Source organism: Marichromatium sp. AB31 (assembly GCF_003718685.1).
Taxonomy (GTDB): Bacteria; Pseudomonadota; Gammaproteobacteria; order Chromatiales; family Chromatiaceae; genus Marichromatium; species Marichromatium gracile.
On sequence record NZ_RHFI01000016.1, the window covers coordinates 36,457 to 52,959 of the forward strand.

15 protein-coding genes are annotated in these 16,503 nt (G+C 69.5%); 4 read left to right on the plus strand and 11 right to left on the minus strand.

Annotated features, from left to right (window positions below; translation table 11 throughout):
• Positions 1-207 precede the first annotated feature (207 nt).
• Positions 208-543 carry a hypothetical protein gene (locus EBL84_RS12075; RefSeq protein WP_062274840.1) on the minus strand — a complete coding sequence of 112 codons (336 nt, stop codon included), beginning with the start codon at positions 541-543 and terminating at the stop codon, positions 208-210.
• A 523-nt stretch (positions 544-1,066) separates the two neighbouring features.
• Between EBL84_RS12075 and EBL84_RS12080 the strand changes: the two genes are divergently transcribed.
• Together EBL84_RS12080 and EBL84_RS12085 are read left to right on the plus strand one after the other, a co-directional pair.
• The gene (locus EBL84_RS12080; protein WP_123141051.1) at positions 1,067-2,347 is read left to right on the plus strand and encodes a dicarboxylate/amino acid:cation symporter; all 1,281 of its coding nucleotides are present in this window, start codon (positions 1,067-1,069) and stop codon (positions 2,345-2,347) included.
• 91 nt (positions 2,348-2,438) lie between these two features.
• Entirely contained in the window at positions 2,439-5,882 is a 3,444-nt protein-coding gene (locus tag EBL84_RS12085; RefSeq protein ID WP_223807009.1) for a sulfite exporter TauE/SafE family protein, read from the plus strand.
• Between the two features lie 7 nt (positions 5,883-5,889).
• On the opposite strand, the gene EBL84_RS12090 is transcribed toward EBL84_RS12085, so the two are convergent.
• From EBL84_RS12090 to EBL84_RS12105, 3 genes are all read right to left on the minus strand, one after another.
• Positions 5,890-7,425 carry a GTPase family protein gene (locus EBL84_RS12090; protein ID WP_123141053.1) on the minus strand — a complete coding sequence of 512 codons (1,536 nt, stop codon included), beginning with the start codon at positions 7,423-7,425 and terminating at the stop codon, positions 5,890-5,892.
• On the minus strand, positions 7,422-8,654 hold the full coding sequence (locus EBL84_RS12095) for a YcjF family protein (protein WP_123141054.1): 1,233 nt from the start codon (positions 8,652-8,654) through the stop codon (positions 7,422-7,424). Before EBL84_RS12095 ends, EBL84_RS12090 begins: the two co-directional genes overlap by 4 nt.
• Positions 8,655-8,854: 200 nt before the next feature.
• Positions 8,855-9,571: a hypothetical protein gene (locus tag EBL84_RS12105; RefSeq protein WP_148040297.1), complete on the minus strand. Its 717-nt coding sequence runs from the start codon at positions 9,569-9,571 to the stop codon at positions 8,855-8,857.
• Between the two features lie 240 nt (positions 9,572-9,811).
• Between EBL84_RS12105 and EBL84_RS12110 the strand changes: the two genes are divergently transcribed.
• Positions 9,812-10,426 (plus strand): hemolysin III family protein, encoded by a 615-nt coding sequence (locus EBL84_RS12110; protein ID WP_123141056.1) that lies wholly within the window; start codon positions 9,812-9,814, stop codon positions 10,424-10,426.
• Positions 10,423-10,656 carry a SlyX family protein gene (locus tag EBL84_RS12115; RefSeq protein ID WP_123141057.1) on the plus strand — a complete coding sequence of 78 codons (234 nt, stop codon included), beginning with the start codon at positions 10,423-10,425 and terminating at the stop codon, positions 10,654-10,656. Before EBL84_RS12110 ends, EBL84_RS12115 begins: the two co-directional genes overlap by 4 nt.
• A 9-nt stretch (positions 10,657-10,665) precedes the next feature.
• Here EBL84_RS12115 and rluB read toward each other — a convergent pair whose 3' ends face one another.
• The 7 genes from rluB to EBL84_RS12150 are packed head-to-tail and all read right to left on the minus strand — an operon-like array spanning position 10,666 to position 16,463.
• A complete protein-coding gene (gene rluB / locus EBL84_RS12120; protein WP_123141058.1) occupies positions 10,666-11,496 on the minus strand; it encodes a 23S rRNA pseudouridine(2605) synthase RluB in 831 nt (276 codons plus the stop codon).
• Positions 11,486-12,118 (minus strand): SMC-Scp complex subunit ScpB, encoded by a 633-nt coding sequence (gene scpB, locus EBL84_RS12125; RefSeq protein ID WP_123141059.1) that lies wholly within the window; start codon positions 12,116-12,118, stop codon positions 11,486-11,488. Before scpB ends, rluB begins: the two co-directional genes overlap by 11 nt.
• On the minus strand, positions 12,099-12,998 hold the full coding sequence (locus tag EBL84_RS12130; protein WP_123141060.1) for a ScpA family protein: 900 nt from the start codon (positions 12,996-12,998) through the stop codon (positions 12,099-12,101). The genes scpB and EBL84_RS12130 overlap by 20 nt, the downstream gene beginning before the upstream one ends.
• Before the next feature lie 44 nt (positions 12,999-13,042).
• Positions 13,043-14,260 (minus strand): tryptophan--tRNA ligase, encoded by a 1,218-nt coding sequence (locus tag EBL84_RS12135; protein WP_082806104.1) that lies wholly within the window; start codon positions 14,258-14,260, stop codon positions 13,043-13,045.
• Positions 14,261-14,277: 17 nt separating this feature from the next.
• On the minus strand, positions 14,278-14,949 hold the full coding sequence (locus tag EBL84_RS12140; RefSeq protein WP_123141061.1) for a site-2 protease family protein: 672 nt from the start codon (positions 14,947-14,949) through the stop codon (positions 14,278-14,280).
• Positions 14,950-14,959: 10 nt separating this feature from the next.
• The gene (locus EBL84_RS12145; RefSeq protein ID WP_123141062.1) at positions 14,960-15,580 is read right to left on the minus strand and encodes an L-threonylcarbamoyladenylate synthase; all 621 of its coding nucleotides are present in this window, start codon (positions 15,578-15,580) and stop codon (positions 14,960-14,962) included.
• A 10-nt stretch (positions 15,581-15,590) separates the two neighbouring features.
• The gene (locus EBL84_RS12150; RefSeq protein WP_190287957.1) at positions 15,591-16,463 is read right to left on the minus strand and encodes a PHP domain-containing protein; all 873 of its coding nucleotides are present in this window, start codon (positions 16,461-16,463) and stop codon (positions 15,591-15,593) included.
• Positions 16,464-16,503 lie beyond the last annotated feature (40 nt).

The following is a 16,503-nucleotide window of genomic DNA, read 5'->3' on the forward strand; positions in this document are numbered from 1 at the left end:
ATCGCGGCGGTCACGGGCAGACCGAGTGCACGCCGCCGTCATCCTTTATGCTCTACCGGCGCATCGTCCTTGTCGAGCAGGGGTGACGGCCTCAGTCCGGGCTATCTTAGCGACCACCGGACAGGGGCGGCAAGCGCGGTCCCACCATGGGCGCGACATCGCCCGCCGCGTATGGCGGGCGATGTCGCGCCGGATGATGAACCCAGCTCACCAGGGGCGGTACTCGAGCCCCGGAATGGCCGCGCGGTCGAAGACCTGCGGCAGGCACTGCATCAGCTCCTCGAGCTCCTCGAGCGCCATGTGGCGGCCGTAGGAGGCCTTGGCGGCATCGATCGGCAGCTCGACCCAGTAACGCGATGCGGCGGGCTCGAAGAGGATCTGCAGCACGTTCTCGTCGGTATCGATGATCCCCAGATAGTCGTCCTCACTCTGCAGTCGCGGTAGCAGCTGCTCGCGAATCGCCCGCGCGCTCATCTCCACCGCGCTGGCCGAGGAGACGGCCTCACCCGCCCGTTCGAACAGATAAAAGACTCGGTAGTGCATGGTCGACAGTCATCGCTCCAGTGTGAACGCCGCGGATGACATATCCATCCCGCGGCCTGATGTTTCCATACGGCACCGCCACGGCCGGGACCATTGACGAAGCCATGCTATGATCCCGCACGCAGACGATCTCCCCCGGTGGCGGCCAACGGCGATCCACTGGCCATCACCGGGATGCTGATCGATTCCCGAGACGGAATCAATCGGACGCTCGCCGCCGCGTGCCCGCTCGCTGGGCGCGCTCCAGGGAGCGGCTCCGCCGCGGACTCGGGCGTCCAACCCCCGAACATACCGCGACTCGCACCGTCAGTGCGCGATCGATTGTTGGGACGATGATCGACGCGCCACCGCACGGGGACTGCGAAACGACCCACCCGTCCCCTCGGGACCGCTCGCGCGCGACCGCCCGAAACGCAAGAAAAACAACGCCTGATCAAGGACCTAATCACTAGAACAGCGATCGGGATGCGGTGCCCCGCAGGTGACGCACCGGCAGGCAACCCGATCGACGCCGGAGGCATCGATGGCCTTTTTCAAACTCAAGCTCCACTGGCAGATCCTCATCGCCCTCGTCCTGGCCATCGCGGCCGGCCTGCTGGCCGGTCGCGAGGCCACCCTGCTCGGGGTCAGCGTCTATTCGATCTTCGACTTCATCGGGCAATTGTTCCTAAATGCCCTGAAGATGCTGATTGTACCCCTGGTGGTCTCCTCCATCATCGTCGGCGTCTCGGGCATCGGCGGCTCGCGCAATCTCGGGCGTCTGGGAGCCAAGACCATCGGCTACTACGTGCTCACCACCCTGCTGGCGGTGCTTGCCGGGTTGTTCGTGGTCAACCTGCTGCAACCCGGGGTGGTCGAGGGCTCGGCCCAGGAGGTCTTCGGCTTGAGCGCCGAGCGCGCCGGGTTCGAGGCGCAGTTCGCCGACAAGGACGCCGGCGACATCGTCGAGGTCTTCCTGCGCATGATCCCGACCAACGTGGTCGCCGCCGCCAGTGCCGGCCAGATGCTCGGGCTGATCTTCTTCAGCCTGCTCTACGGCTACTATCTCACCCGCATCGAAGGCGATCACGCCAAGGTCCAATCCGACTTCTGGAGCGGCATGTTCGCGATCATGATGCGGATCACCGACCTCATCATGCGCTTCGCCCCGCTCGGGGTCTTCGCCCTGGTGGCCAAGACCGTCGCCGACTCGGGGATCGAGGTCTTCGGCCCGCTGGCGCTGTTCTTCCTCACCGTGGTCGCCGCGCTCGGCATCCACTTCTTCATCACCCTGCCGCTGTTGCTGCTGCTCGCCGGCTTCAACCCGTTGCGTCACTATCAGGCGATGAGCGCCGCGCTGCTCACCGCCTTCTCCACCGCCTCTTCCTCGGCCACCCTGCCGCTGACCATGGAATCGCTGGAGAAGAACGCCGGGGTGTCCAACCGCACCACCAGCTTCGTGCTGCCGCTCGGCGCCACCGTCAACATGGACGGCACCGCGCTCTACGAGTGCGTGGCGGTCATGTTCATCGCCCAGGCCTACGGTATCGAGCTCGGGCTCGCCACCCAGATCACCGTGGTGCTGCTGGCGCTGACCACCTCGATCGGGGTGGCGGGGATCCCGGCGGCGAGCCTGGTGGCGATCTCGATCATCCTCGCCGCCGTCGGCCTGCCGCTCGAGGGCATCGGTCTAATCCTCGCCGTCGACCGCATCCTCGACATGATGCGCACCTCGGTGAACGTCTTCGGCGACTCCTGCGGCGCGGTGCTGATCGCCAAGAGCGAGGGCGAACAGGGCATCCTCCAGGGACCGGTGCGAGGCTGATCGGCGTCCCGGCGCGAACCATCGGAACGGCGGCCGGTCGAATCCGGCGCCGTTCCCGTCAACATTCCACCCCGAGCGCATGACCTCAACCGTGTCGCAACCCACCGACGACGACGGCACCGCCCGCGCCTTCCGCTCCCGCGTCCTCCGCCCCACCGAAGGCGTGTTCCTCTTCCACCCCCGCGCCATCGAGCGGCTGGTGGCCAAGCAGCTCGGTCCAGACGGCTATGAGGGCTCCATCCCCGAGCCGATCTATGCGCTGATGCCCTGCGCCGACTTCCTCCACGGGCTCGAGACCGAGAACCCCGAGGCGCTGGCGGTGATCGAGGGCCTCGACCTGCCCGCCGAGGTGATCCTGCTGCCGATCCCGCCCGAGCAGCGATTCGACCGTGCCGGGTTCGTGCGGCTGCTGCGCGACTACTGGGGCCGGCGCTTCGAGGCCGAGGTGGCGCGCGCCTGGCAGCTCGCCGGCGAGCAGGTGCCGACCCGCGCCACCGCCACGCTCATCGAGCTGATCGGCGCCGGCGCCTTCGCCGAGATCCGCGAGGTGCTGGGGCGCGACGGGCTGATCCCCCAGGGCGTCGCCGACCCGCTCGTCTGCCGCGCCTTCGTCGCCCTGCTCGTCCGGCTCCACCGCTTCGCCCCGGGGACGCGCGGCTTCCTGTTCCCGGCGATCGCCGACTGGGCGGCGCTCGATGCCTGGCTCGCGACCCTCGATCTCGACCCCGACGGCGACCGGCTCACGGCGCTGCTCGCGCGCACCCGCCCCGATCGCGCCTGTGGCGAGGCGCCGCGCCAACTGCCACTGCCCACCGCCCTGCCCTATGGCACCGGCGACCCGGGGCTGAGGGTATGCGCCCCGCTGCCACCGCCCGCGCCGCGGACCCCGGCGACACCGGCCAGCGCGCCGCCCGCGCGCACCGCCACCTTGCACTCGGCCTGCCTGGCCGCGCTCCATCAGGGCTCGCAGCTGCCCCGACAGCGCTGGAACCAGCGCCTGCGCGACTGGCTGCTCAACGCCCTGGGTCCACTGCTCGCCGCGCTGCTCGCCCTCGGGCTGCGTCTCGAGCGGCGCACCCGCGGGCTGCCGGCGGTGCTGATGGCGCCCTACCTGATGCTGTTCCGTCATGCCATCCGCATGGCCCAGCGCGCCGAACTCAACGACCGCTATGCGCTGACCCTGTGGCAACTGGTCAACGCCGAGCGGCTGTTCCAGCGCATGGGCCAGCCCTGCGCGCCCGATGCCGAGCAGATCGCCCGGATCATCGCGCGCCGCATCGATCGCGCCCGCCAGGCACTCGGTGACCTCATCGCGGTGCGCTGGAAGCTGCCGCCGGGCGAGGCCCAGGCGCTGCGCGCGCTGATCGCCCGGCTGATCGAGGAGGACCGCCACGGTGCCAGCTGCCGCGCCGCCCGGGCACAGCTGCGGATGCTCGAGCAGGTGCTGCACGAGGGCCGCGCCACCTACTATCGACTGCGGCCCTTGCGCTGGATATTGAGCGGCGGACGCCAGCCCTTGCGCCAGATCCTCCCCTTCCAGTCGACGCTGAAGGCGTTGCACGCGCTCGACACCGGGCTGGCGAGACTCGACGGCATCGGCTGGACGGTGGCCGAGGTCGAGCGCTGCGCCGCGCCGCTGCGCACCCTCTCGGCGCGTCACAGCGAGCGATTGCAGACCCAGTTGCGCCCCCATCTCGTGCGGATCCTCGACGAGGCCGGCTTCACCCCCGACGACCACCGTCAGCGGGTCGCCGCGCACAAGCTCCTCTGCGAGCTGCTCGATGTCATCGAGCACCGCCGCCACCTGCGTTTCACCGATGTGCGCGACATCGTCGCGCGCAACACCCTGCGCCTGCCCGACCCCGGTCCTCGCGAGTTGCTCGGCGGCGATCGTCTGGCGCGCTTCGACCGCGCCGCCGCCCGCGCCCTGCCCGGCCTCTACAAGCCCGGCGAACTCTATATCAAGGGCCTGCAACAGCTCAGTGCGCCGCTCTTCGGCACCCCCGGCGGACGCCTGGCGATGCGCCACCTGCTGCTGCCCTTCGGGCTGGCCTTCCTCGGTCTCAAGACCCTCGACCTGCTCGTCGGCCTGCTCGTCCCGCCCGAGAGCCACCCCGAGCTGGCACCGCTGTGGCTGGTCGCCCTGGTGGCACTGATGGTCAACCTCGGCGTCTACACCCGCATTGGCCGGCGGTTCTTCATCGCCCTCTGGCAGGGGCTCGGCACCCTGCTGCGACTGTTGCTGTTCGACGGGGTGCGACGGCTGCTGCGCTGGCGCCCGATGGCCAACCTGCTCGCCACCCGCGCCATCCGCGCGCTCGACCACAACCTGCTGCGCCCGCTGCTCACCGGCACCCTGGCGCTGCTGCCGCTGATCGGGCTGGCCGGCCTGGTCGAGGGGCTCGCCATCGAGCCCGGCGCACCCTTGTTCGGGCTGGCCTTCACCCTCGGCATCCTGATCAACAACACCCCGCTCGGGCGGCGGCTGGTCGATCAGACGGTGAGCGCGCTCGGCGGCTTTCTGCGCCGCGTCAACCAGACCCTGGTGATCGGGCTGGTCAAGGCCCTGCTCGACTTCTTCAAGGAGTTCACCCGGCGCTTCCAGCAGGGGCTGCATCGCATCGAGGAACTGCTCAGCCACCATCTCGCCGAGTCGCTGCCCGAGCTGCTGCTCAAGTCGCTGCTGGCGCCGCTGTGGAACCTGATGCAGTCACTGATCCAGTTCTACGTCACCGTGCTGGTCGAGCCTCAGGTCAACCCGATCAAGCACTTCCCGCTGGTCACCATCGCCCACAAGCTGCTGCTACCCTTCCTGCCGGCGATCACCGGGGTGCTGGTGGCGCTCACCGAGTCGGTACTGCCGAAGCTCATCGCCTACCCCTTCGCCACCCTCACCGTGCTGCTGCTGCCGGGGCTGGCCGGCTTCCTGGTCTGGGAGCTGAAGGAGAACTGGAAGATCTATGCCGCCAACCACCCGCGCTCGGGGCCGGCCCTGCGCCCGGGGATCGAGCCGGCGGTGATCGGCGAGCACGGCGAGAACATGCGCGCGATGCTGCGTCGGGGGATCCACAGCGGCACCCAGCCCAAGGCCTTCGACCGGCTGCGTCGGGTGCTGCGCGAGCAACTCCGCGACGAGCGCGCGGCACCCTGGCGGGTACACGAGGCCCAGCGTCGGGTGCACGGGATCGAGCGGGCGATGCAGCGTTTCTGCGAGCGCGAACTCGCCCACGCGCTACGCCTGCGCAGCGCCGAGCCCGGCTGCCGCCTGGCACAGGTCGAGACCCTGGCGCCACGGCTGGCGACCAATGCCTGCGCGCTCAGACTCGCGCTCAGACCGGCGAGGGCCCCCGCCGCCGCGGTGCAGCTCGGCATCGACATCACGCTGCGCGACGGGCGGTTGCACTACCGCGCCACCGCCACCGGCCCGCTCGCGCGGATCGAGCCGGGGTGCTGGCGTGCCATCGCCGAGGACATTGAGTTCTTCGCCGGGCGAGCCGGGGCCGAACGGGTGGAGATCCTGCTGCCGCCGGGCTGAGGCCGGCTCAGTCGCGCCCGCCACCCGGCCAGCGCAACAGGATGCGCCCGGCGTTGGCGAGCTGGCGGCGCAGCAGGCGCCAATCCTCCCCGCCCTGGCGCGCGCCGCGCACCCGCAGCAGCCGCGCGCGGCTGGCGCGATCGAGCCGCCCGAGCAGGGCCGACCACAGTGCGTCATCGACGTTGTAGGCCGTCTCGGGCAGCAGCGCCACCGGGACGGCATCGGGCAGCGGCACGGCAAGATCGGTGCTCGCGTGCTCGAGCGCGGCGCGGATGTTGGCCGCCTTGGGACGAGCGGCGCTGTTGAGATCATAAGGCGGCGCCCACTCGCGCACCGGGCGCAACCGATCGATGTGCGAGAGCACCAGCAGCAGCGGCGGCGCCGGACGCTCGGGACGCGCGGCGAGATGGGCGCGCAGGGCATCGAGTCGAGCGCGTTCGGTGGCGCGATCGGGGCGGTGCGCCGGGCTCACCCACAGCAGCATGTCGGCGGTGTCGGCCGCGGCGTGCAGCGCCGCGTCGTCGAGCTGCTCCAGCCCCGGGGTGTCGAGCACCAACCCCAGCGCCAGACCGTCGCGTTCGAGACGCAGCGGGGTCGGCTCCCGGGTGGTGCCGGGCAAGGCGTCGGTGGCCAGACGCAGGCTGCCGAAGAGCGCATTGATCAGGCTCGACTTGCCGGCGTTGGCGCGCCCGAGCACCAGGATGCGCAGCGGCTCGTCGGCCTCGGACTCGCGCTCGGACCGGTCGAGGTCGCGCGCCGATTCATCGAGGCGCGGCGGCGCCGCACCCGGCGTCTCGTCGAGCGAGAGCCGACCGCTGTAGAGGGCGATGGCGTAATAGCCGACCTTGCGCACGTACTCGCGCAGCACCCAGGCATAGAGCTCGTCGCGCGCCAGCGCATAGCCGCGGCTGCGTAGCCGCGACAGCGCCTCGGCGAGCAACGCGCTGGTCGGACTGGCCACCCAGCGCCCGGCGCGATAGAGCCCGTAGAGACGCTCGGCGAAGCCCTTCCAGCGATAGAGCCGCGCCAGCATGCCGAGGGTGAGGGTGTGGCTGAAGGGGATCTGCTCGGTCACGCTGAGACGCAGGTCGTGGCTGGCGCGCTCGATCACCAACAGGGCATGCGGCAGGGTCAGCTCGAGCAGCGGCTGCTCGACCTCGGGATGGAAGTGACGGGCGACCCGCTCCAGGGTCTGCTGGCCGAGCAGCCCCAGACGCATGCCCTCGCCCAGCGGCCAGTCCTCCGGGCGCAGCTCGGCGAGCTGCTGCTCGACCACCGCCCAGGCGTCGACTCCGCCCGGGGTCCAGTCGGGGTCGGGCCCGGTGTGGGCCGCGTCCAGACAGGCGCGCTCGCGCCGCGCCGCGAGCAGCATCAGCCCGTGCCCGAGCAGCACGCAGAACGCCCCGCCGAGGAGCCAGTAGAACACCATGCCCTGCTGATAGAGCCACCAGCCACCGGCGAGCAGCAACGCCAGCGGCGGCAGCGCCCAGAACGCCAGCGCCAACGCGCGCCAGCGCCCCACCCAGCGCAACAGCGGATTCATCGTCGTCCCCGGCCGACCAGCGCCCGTCCGCGCTCGAGCTCGGCGGCGAAGCGCGCGCGCAGCGCCCGCGCCTGGGTCTCGACGCCGTGACGACGATCGTTGAAATAGGCCCCGGCGGCCTTGCCCAGGGCATAGGTGGTGGCGCCGCTCGCGCTCGCCCCCCACAGCGCGCCGAGCGTCTGGCCGAGCCCGGGCACCAGCTTGACCAGGGCGCGCCCGGCGGCATGGGTGGCATAGGCCGCGCCCACGCCGATGCCGAGCAGGCCGAGGAATTCGCTGATCTCGCGCCGCGACCAGGGCTGGCCGTAGAGCGCAGCGAGGCTCTGCAACAGCTTGGCCTGGATCGCCGGCACCCCGACCAGATCGACCGCCGGCAACGCACCGACCCCGGCCGCGGTCAGGGCATAGCCGACGATGTGCGGATGGGCGCTGCGCGCGAACAGGTCGCGCACCTCGGGATCGGCCCGCAGCAGCTCGGTCAGACGCAGGCTGGAGACCCCGTCGAGTGCCGACCACAGCGCCTCGATACCGTAGTCCGGTGGCGCGAAGCCGTCCTCCGGCAGGGTCAGATCGATCGCCACCCAACGCACCTCGGCCGTCCCCGGCAGCTCGCCGAGCGCGTCGCGCTGGGCGCGCAGCGCCCGGACCAGATCGTTCGGCAGGTCCATCGGCCAGGGGTCGTGGTCGAACCGATAGGGTGTCGGGTGCGGATCGGTGACCCGCGCATAGAGTTCGTGCAACCCGGTCTGGGCGACCACCACCGGCCACTCGGGGTGGCGCCGACGGACCTCACGCAACACCGCGTGCACCGCCTGCTGATCGGGATCGGCGACCTTCATCACCGCCAGCAGCAGATGCGACTGCGACTCGCAGAAGCGGATGTCCTCGGCCGGGTCGTAGTCGATCTCGCCGAGCCCGCGGGTGTCGAGGAAGCGCACCAGCGGCAGCTCGGCGGGGAAGTCGTAGAGCCGCGCGGTCCTGGTGCAGGGACGGAAGCCGTCGCCGACCTCGGCGGCGCTGCTCGCGGTGAGCGTGCGCACGATCGAACTCTTGCCCGACTGGGTCTTGCCCACCAGCCACACCACCGGCGGTGGATGGCGCTCGCGCGCCGCGGCCAGGGTGCGCTCGAGCGCCGCCTCGTCGACCCGGGGGTCGAGCAGCACCTCGCGCACACGCCGCCAGCGCGCGCGCCAGCCCTCGCCGTCCTGTTGATCCGATGACTCGGTCATGACCACCTCGTTACCGCTACCAGCTACCAGCTACCAGCTACCAGCTACCAGCTACCAGCTACCAGCTACCAGCTACCAGCTACCAGCTACCAGCTACCAGCTACCAGCTACCAGGGGGATTGAACCGCGAAGGCACGAAGGACGCAAAGGGATTCGATGTTGCGCGGTGTCGAAGAACGCCCAACGGAAGCTGGTGGCGCTCAGCGTCCAGCCACCAGCCACCAGCCGACAGCCGCCAGTGGGGAGGGTTGGCGCGGATGATGGCGGCAGCGGCTGGTGTCCTGCAGCGACGGCGGGAAGAAGAACACCCACTGGTGGCTGGGGACTAGCCACTGCTGGGGCTCTTTCAGCGTCCAGCCACCAGCCGACAGCCACCAGTGGGGAGGGTCGGCGTCGATGATGGCGGCGCGGTTGATGTCCAGCGGCGACGGCGGGAGGAAGAACGTCCACTGGGAGCTGGGAGCTGGCCACTGCTGGGGCCCTCTCCGCGTCCAGTCGCCAGTGGGGGGGGAATGACATCCATGATGGCGGCAGCGGCTGGTGTCCTGCGGCGACGGCGGGAAGAAGAACGCCCACTGGTGGCTGGGGACTAGCCACTGCTGGGGCGCTTTCAGCGTCCAGCCACCAGCCGACAGCCACCAGTGGGGAGGGTCGGCGTCGATGATGGCGGCGCGGTTGATGTCCAGCGGCGACGGCGGGAGGAAGAACGTCCACTGGGAGCTGAGAGCTGGGAGCTGGGAGCTGGCCACTGCTGGGGCCCTCTCCGCGTCCAGTCGCCAGTGGGGGGGGAATGACATCCATGATGGCGGCAGCGGCTGGTGTCCTGCGGCGACGGCGGGAAGAAGAACGCCCACTGGTGGCTGGCGGCTGGACGCTGTTAGCTTTCCCTTCGCGTCCTTCGCGGCTTCGCGGTTCAATCCCTCCCGGCTGGCGGCTGGCGGCTGGCGGCTGGCGGCTGGTAGCTAACCGCTGGCGGCTGCCCGCACGGTCTGGCATCCGCGGCCGGCTGTGTAATAATGCAGTCGCACTCAGCCACTCCCTCCTCGGCCCGTCACACTCCACGTCCAGGCGCGGCCGCGGGGGTGGTGTCGAACCATGTCTCATCGCAACGACCACGCATCTCGCGAGGTCATCAGCGCCACAGTTAAGGGTGAATCGTGTACGCAGGAGAACGCTTCAACAGCATCACACATCTGGTGGGCGCGGTGCTCGCCCTGATCGGGGTCACCGTGATGATCACCCTCGCCAGCACCGAGGGCGGCGCGGTACGGATCTCGAGCCTGACCATCTATGGGGTCACGCTGTTCCTGCTCTATCTGTTCTCGACCCTCTACCACAGCCTGCGCGGACGCGCCAAGCAGATCTTCCGCATGCTCGATCATCATGCGATCTATCTGCTGATCGCGGGGACCTATACGCCCTTCACCCTGCTCGCACTGCAGGGCAGCGTCGGTTGGTGGCTGTTCAGCGCGGTCTGGGGGCTGGCGGTGATCGGCATGATCCTCGAATCGCTGCCGCGCAAGGGCGCACGGGTGCTGCCGATCCTGATCTATCTGGCGATGGGCTGGCTGGTGGTGTTCGCGCTCGACCCGCTGATCGCGGCGCTACCGGCGGCCGGTTTCTGGTGGCTGCTCGCCGGGGGGCTCTTCTATACCGTGGGCGTGATCTTCTACGTCCTCGACGATCGCTTCCCCTGGTGCCACGGCATCTGGCACCTGTTCGTGCTCGCCGGCAGCATCAGTCACTACTTCACCATCCTGCTCTACCTATGACCGAGATCACACCCCAGGACGAGGCCATCACCGAGCTGCAGCTGCGCCTGACCTACCAGGAAGACGACCTCAAGCAGCTCAACGCGGTGGTCACCCGTCAGCAGACCGAGATCGACGCGTTGCGCGAGGAACTCGCCAAGGTCCGCGCCTGGATCAGCTCCGCGCTCAGCGCGCGCGATGATCAGACGGGCGGCGCACCCTCCGACGAGCCGCCACCGCCGCACTACTGAGCGGCGCGTTCAGCCCCGACGCCGTGGTCCGCCACCCGGACCGCGGCGCGGCGGGCGCGACGGCGCCATGCCGACGAGGGTCAGCAGACCGTTGAGTTCCTGCTCGTCGAGCGGTCGCCAGTTCCCCGGGAACAGCCGCCGACCGAGTTCGATGTTGCCGTAGCGCACCCGGATCAACCGGCTGACGGTCAACCCCGCCGCCTCCCACAGCCGCCGCACCTCGCGGTTGCGCCCCTCGTGCAACACCACGTGATACCAGCGGTTGGCGCCGCTGCCGCCGCGCGACTCGATATGGTCGAAGCGCGCCGGACCGTCCTCGAGCTCGATGCCCTGGGTGAGCTGGGCCAGCGTCTCCGGGCTCGGCTCGCCGAGGATACGCGTCGCGTACTCGCGCTCGAGCTCGCGCGAGGGGTGCATCAGCCGGTTGGCCAGCTCGCCATCGGTGGTGAACAGGATCAGCCCGGAGGTGTTGATGTCGAGCCGCCCGACGGCGATCCAGCGCCCCTGCTTGGGACGTGGCAGCCGGCGAAACACCGTGGCGCGCTCCTCGGGGTCGCGACGGGTGACCACCTCGCCCTCGGGCTTGTGGTAGACGATCACCTGGCGCTCGATGTCGCGCTGACGTTGCAGCCGCACGTCGCGCCCGTCGACGCGGATACGGTCGGCGCGGGTGGCGCGATCGCCGAGCGTGGCCAGCTCGCCGTTGACGCGTACCCGCCCGGCAGTGATCCAGCCCTCGATCTCGCGGCGCGAGCCGAGACCGGCCTCGGCGAGCAGCTTCTGCAGCCGCACCGGCTCTTCCTGTGGCACCCGAGGACCCGGGCGTCGGTCATTCTTCATCGTTGTGTTGCTCCGGGACCGCACGCGCGGTCTCCTGGGACGTGGAATGGGGTTGGGGCGGCGCCTCGAGCGCCAACTCCTCGTTGAACAATAGCTCCGGTTCGCGGATCTCGGCCAAGGGCGGCAGCTCGTTGAGCGAGCGCAGCCCGAAGTAGTCGAGAAAGCGTCGGGTGGTGGCATAGAGCGCCGGCCGACCGGGGACGTCGCGATGCCCCACCACCCGCACCCACTCGCGCTCGAGCAGGGTGCGGATGATGTTGGTGCTGACCGAGACGCCGCGGATCTCCTCGATCTCGCCCCGGGTGATCGGCTGACGATAGACGATCAGCGCCAGGGTCTCGAGCAGCGCGCGCGAGTAACGCGGCGCACGCTCCTCCCACAGCCGCCCGACCCAGGGGGCGAGTTCGGCGCGCACCTGCACGCGCCAGCCGCTGGCGACCTCGACCAGGGCGATGCCGCGCTCGGCATAGTCCTCGGCAAGCTCGACCAGGACGCGATCGAGCACCCCGCGCGCGGGGCGCTCGTGGTCCTCGAACAGCTGCAGCAGCCGCTCGCTGCTCACCGGGGCGTCGGCGGCGAACAGCGCCGCCTCGACGATCTGTTTAAGCCGCTGTGGCGTCATCGTGTTCCTGGCTCTCGTCGGCGCCGCTGTCGCGCAGCCGGACGTGGATCGGGGCGAAGGGTTCGGGCTGGACCAGCTCCAGGGTCGCGCTCTTGACCAGCTCGAGCACCGCAAGGAAGGTCACCACCGCGCCGGCGCGGCCCTCGGTGAGGTCGAACAGCTCGGTGAAGCGCCGGAAACCGCCGCCACCGAGCCGCTCGAGCACCATCGACATGCGCTCGCGCAGCGACAGCGACTCGCGCTCGACCCGGTGACTGACATAGAGATCGGCCCGCGCCAGCACCGCGCGCAGCGCGCCGATTAGCTCGTCGAGCTCGACCGGCGGCGGCAGCCGACGGATCTCGGTCGGCGGCAGCTCGGCGGCGACCGGGAAGAGGTCGCGTTCGAGTCGCGGCAGGGCGTCGATCGTCTGCGCGGCGCGCTTGAAGCGCTCGTACTCGAGCAACCGGCGCACCAGTTCGGCGCGCGGGTCGAGATCGCTCTCCTCGTCCTCGGCAGCTGCCGGGCGCGGCAGCAGCATGCGCGACTTGATCTCGGCGAGCATCGCGGCCATCAGCAGATACTCGGCGGCGAGCTCGAGGCGCAGCTCGCTCATCAGCTCGACATACTCCATGTACTGCGCGGTGATGTCGGCGATGGGGATGTCGAGGATGTCGAGGTTCTGACGCTTGATCAGATAGAGCAGCAGGTCGAGCGGCCCCTCGAAGGTCTCGAGAAAGACCTCCAGCGCATCGGGCGGGATGTAGAGATCCTGCGGCAGCGTCAAGACCGGCGTCCCCCGGATCAGGGCGAGAGGCGCGCCCGCCTCCCCGCCACCCTCAGCGGGCAGCGGGGCGGACGCGTCGCCCGTACGCACACGGGCCTCCCCGGCTCGATCCATGGACATCCGATCGACGTGCGCGCCGGCGCGTGACCGGAGGCGGCTCAGACCATCACCAGCGACATCGCGTGACGAACCTCTTCGAGGGTCTCGCGGGCGACGTCACGGGCCTTCTCGCAGCCCTCGTTGAGGATGCTGCGCACCAGCTCGGGCTGGGCGGCGAACTCCTCGGCACGGGCCTGGATCGGCTTCAATTCGGCACAGACGGCATCGATGACCGGCTGCTTGCACTCGAGGCAACCGATCCCGGCCGAACGGCAGCCCTGCTGCACCCAGTCGCACACCGCCGGGTCGGAATAGACCTGGTGGAACTGCCACACCGGGCACTTCTCCGGGTCGCCCGGATCGGTACGGCGCACCCGCGCCGGATCGGTGGGCATGGTGCGCATCGCCTTCTCGACCTCTTCGGGACGGTCGCGCAGCGAGATGGTGTTGCCATAGGACTTGGACATCTTCTGGCCATCCAGCCCGGGCATCCGCGAGGCCTTGGTCAGCAGCGGCTGGGGCTCGGGGAGGATCTCGCGACCACCGCCCTCGAGATAGCCGAACAGCCGCTCGCGATCGGCCATGGTGATGTTGGCCTGGCCCTCGAGCAGCGCGCGCGCCACCTCCAGCGCCTCCTGATCACCCTGCTCCTGATAGGCGCGGCGGAGCTTGTCGAACAGCTTGCCGTTCTTCTTGCCCATCTTGCGCCGCGCCGCCTCGGCCTTCTCCTCGAAGTCGGGCTCGCGACCATAGATGTGGTTGAAGCGGCGTGCCACCTCACGGGTGAGTTCGACGTGGGCGATCTGGTCCTCACCGACCGGGATCTGGCCGGCCTTGTAGATGAGGATGTCGGCGCTCTGCAGCAGCGGGTAGCCGAGGAAACCGTAGGTGGCCAGGTCGAGTTCCTTGAGCCGCTCCTGCTGGTCTTTGTAGGTCGGCACCCGCTCGAGCCAGCCCAGCGGGGTGATCATCGACAGCAGCAGGTGCAGCTCGGCGTGCTCAGGCACCCGTGACTGCACGAACAGGGTCGCGGCGCCGGGATTGACACCGGCGGCCAGCCAGTCGATCGCCATCTCCCAGATGTTGGCCGGGATCGCGGTGGGATCCTCGTAGGCCGTGGTCAGCGCGTGCCAGTCGGCGATGAAGAAGTAGCAATCGTACTCGTGCTGGAGTTCGACCCAGTTCTTGAGCACGCCGTGATAATGACCGAGATGGAGTCGGCCGGTCGGGCGCATCCCGGAGAGGACGCGCGAGTGTTGTGCGGAGACGGAATTCAAGGATTAACGGCCTCGCGTCAGACGAAAAACAGTTCCATGACGACCCTCGCGCCCGGTAGCAGGGCGACGGTGTCGGCGACCAGTGGCAGCAGGATCGCGCCGAGCACGCCGGTGACCAGGAGGACCAGCAGGATGATCAGACCAAAGGGTTCGAGTCGAGCAAACCACTGCGCCAGGGACGGCGGCAGCAGCGCATTCAGTACACGCCCACCGTCCAAGGGTAACAGCGGGAACAGGTTGAGCACCATGAGGAAGACATTGATCAGCACCCCGGCCGCGCCCATGTAGACCAGCGGCAACGCCGCCCAGGCCGTCTCTGGCCCCAGCCACAGCCCGAACTCGATCACCAGCCCCCAGCCCAGCGCCATCAACAGGTTGGCGCCGGGGCCGGCGAGCGCGACCAGGGCCATGTCGCGACGCGGCCGGCGCAGGTTGCGATAGACCACCGGCACCGGCTTGGCCCAGCCGAAGAGGAAGCCGACCAGCACGAAGGTGAGCGCCGGCACCAGCAGGGTGCCGATGGGGTCGATGTGGCGCAGCGGGTTGAAGGTCACCCGCCCCAGCATCCACGCCGTGCGATCCCCGAGCCGGCTGGCCATCCAGCCGTGGGCGGCCTCGTGCACGGTGATCGCGAACAGCACCGGAAGGGCCAGCACCGCCAGCCACTGGAAATGATTGAGCGTTTCCATGATCGCGAACTCAGTTCAGCGGCGCGGCTTCGCCCTTGCCCTGGCGCACGACCTCGGGGGGCTCGGCGGTCATGTCGATCACCGTGGTCGGCTCGAGGCCGCAGAAATCGCCGTCGATGACCAGGTCGACATGCTTGTCGAGCAGCTCGCGCATGTCGTAGGGGTCGGTCAGCGGGTGCTCGTCATCGGGCATGATCAGCGTCGAGCTGAGGATCGGCTGATTGAGCTCGCCGAGCAGCGCGCGACAGATCTCGTTGTCCGGTACGCGGATGCCGATCGCCTTGCGTTTGGGATGGAGCAGTCGGCGCGGCACCTGTTTGGTGGCGTGGTGGATGAAGGTATAGGGTCCGGGGGTCAGCGACTTGAGCAGACGGAAGGCCTGGTTGTCGATCTTGGCATAGGTGGTGATCTCGGAGAGATCGCGACAGACCAGGGTGAAGTTGTGCTTGTCGTCGAGTCGGCGGATGCGCCGGATGCGCTCCATCGCCGACTTCTCGCCGAGCTGGCAGCCGAGCGCGTAGGAGGAGTCGGTGGGATAGACGATTACCCCGCCCTCGAGCAGGATCTCCACCGCGCGACGGATCAGCCGCGGTTGCGGGTTGACCGGATGAATCTGGAAGAACTGCGCCATCTCTGTGTCCTTAACAGGTCGCGCGCGCGGCGCCGGCGGGGACGGCGCACGACGACCAATCACGCCAGATCGGGATGCACCCGTCGGGCAGCGGTGGCAACCGCCCGAGCATCAGCCAGGGCTGCTCGGGACCGTGATAATCCGAACCCGCCGAGGCCAGCAGGCGTTGCTCGCGGGCATGACGGGCGAAGGTGAAGATCTCGTCGCGGCTGTGACTGCTGGTCACCACCTCGATACCGCAACCGCCGTGCTCGCGGAACTCGCCGATCAGCTGCAGCAGCTTGGTGCGGGTGAGCCGGTAGCGCGCGGGGTGGGCGATCACCGCCTGACCGCCGGCGGCGCGGATCCAGCCCACCGCCGCCTCCAGGCTCGCCCAGTCGCCGGCGACGTGCCCCGGCTTGCCGGTGGTGAGAAAGCGCTTGAACACGTCTCCGGTGTCGGCGGCCAGACGCTGCTCGACGAGAAAACGGGCGAAGTGGGTGCGCCCGATCAGGTTGCCCCCGGCGTACGCCCGCGCGCCCTCGTAGGCGCCCTGGATGCCGTGCCTGGCCAGCCGCCGGCCGATCTCCTCGGCGCGCCAGTCACGAAACGCGCGCAATCGCGCCAGCCCCTCTGCAAGCTCGGGGTTGACAGGGTCGACGTTGAGCCCTACCACATGGATGGTACGGACGTTCCAGGTGACCGAGACCTCGACCCCGGGGACCAGCGTCAACCCGTGGCCGGCGGCCGCGGCGGCGGCCTCCCCGACCCCGGCGGTGGTATCGTGATCGGTCAGCGCCAAGGTCGTCAGGCCGGCGCGTACCGCGCGCTCGACCAACGCGCCTGGGGTCAGGGTTCCATCGGAGGCGGTCGAATGGGTGTGCAGATCGGGAATCGGGGTCATCATGCTAGTCTACCGCAAGGCGGGCGCGGAGGTGGCGTCG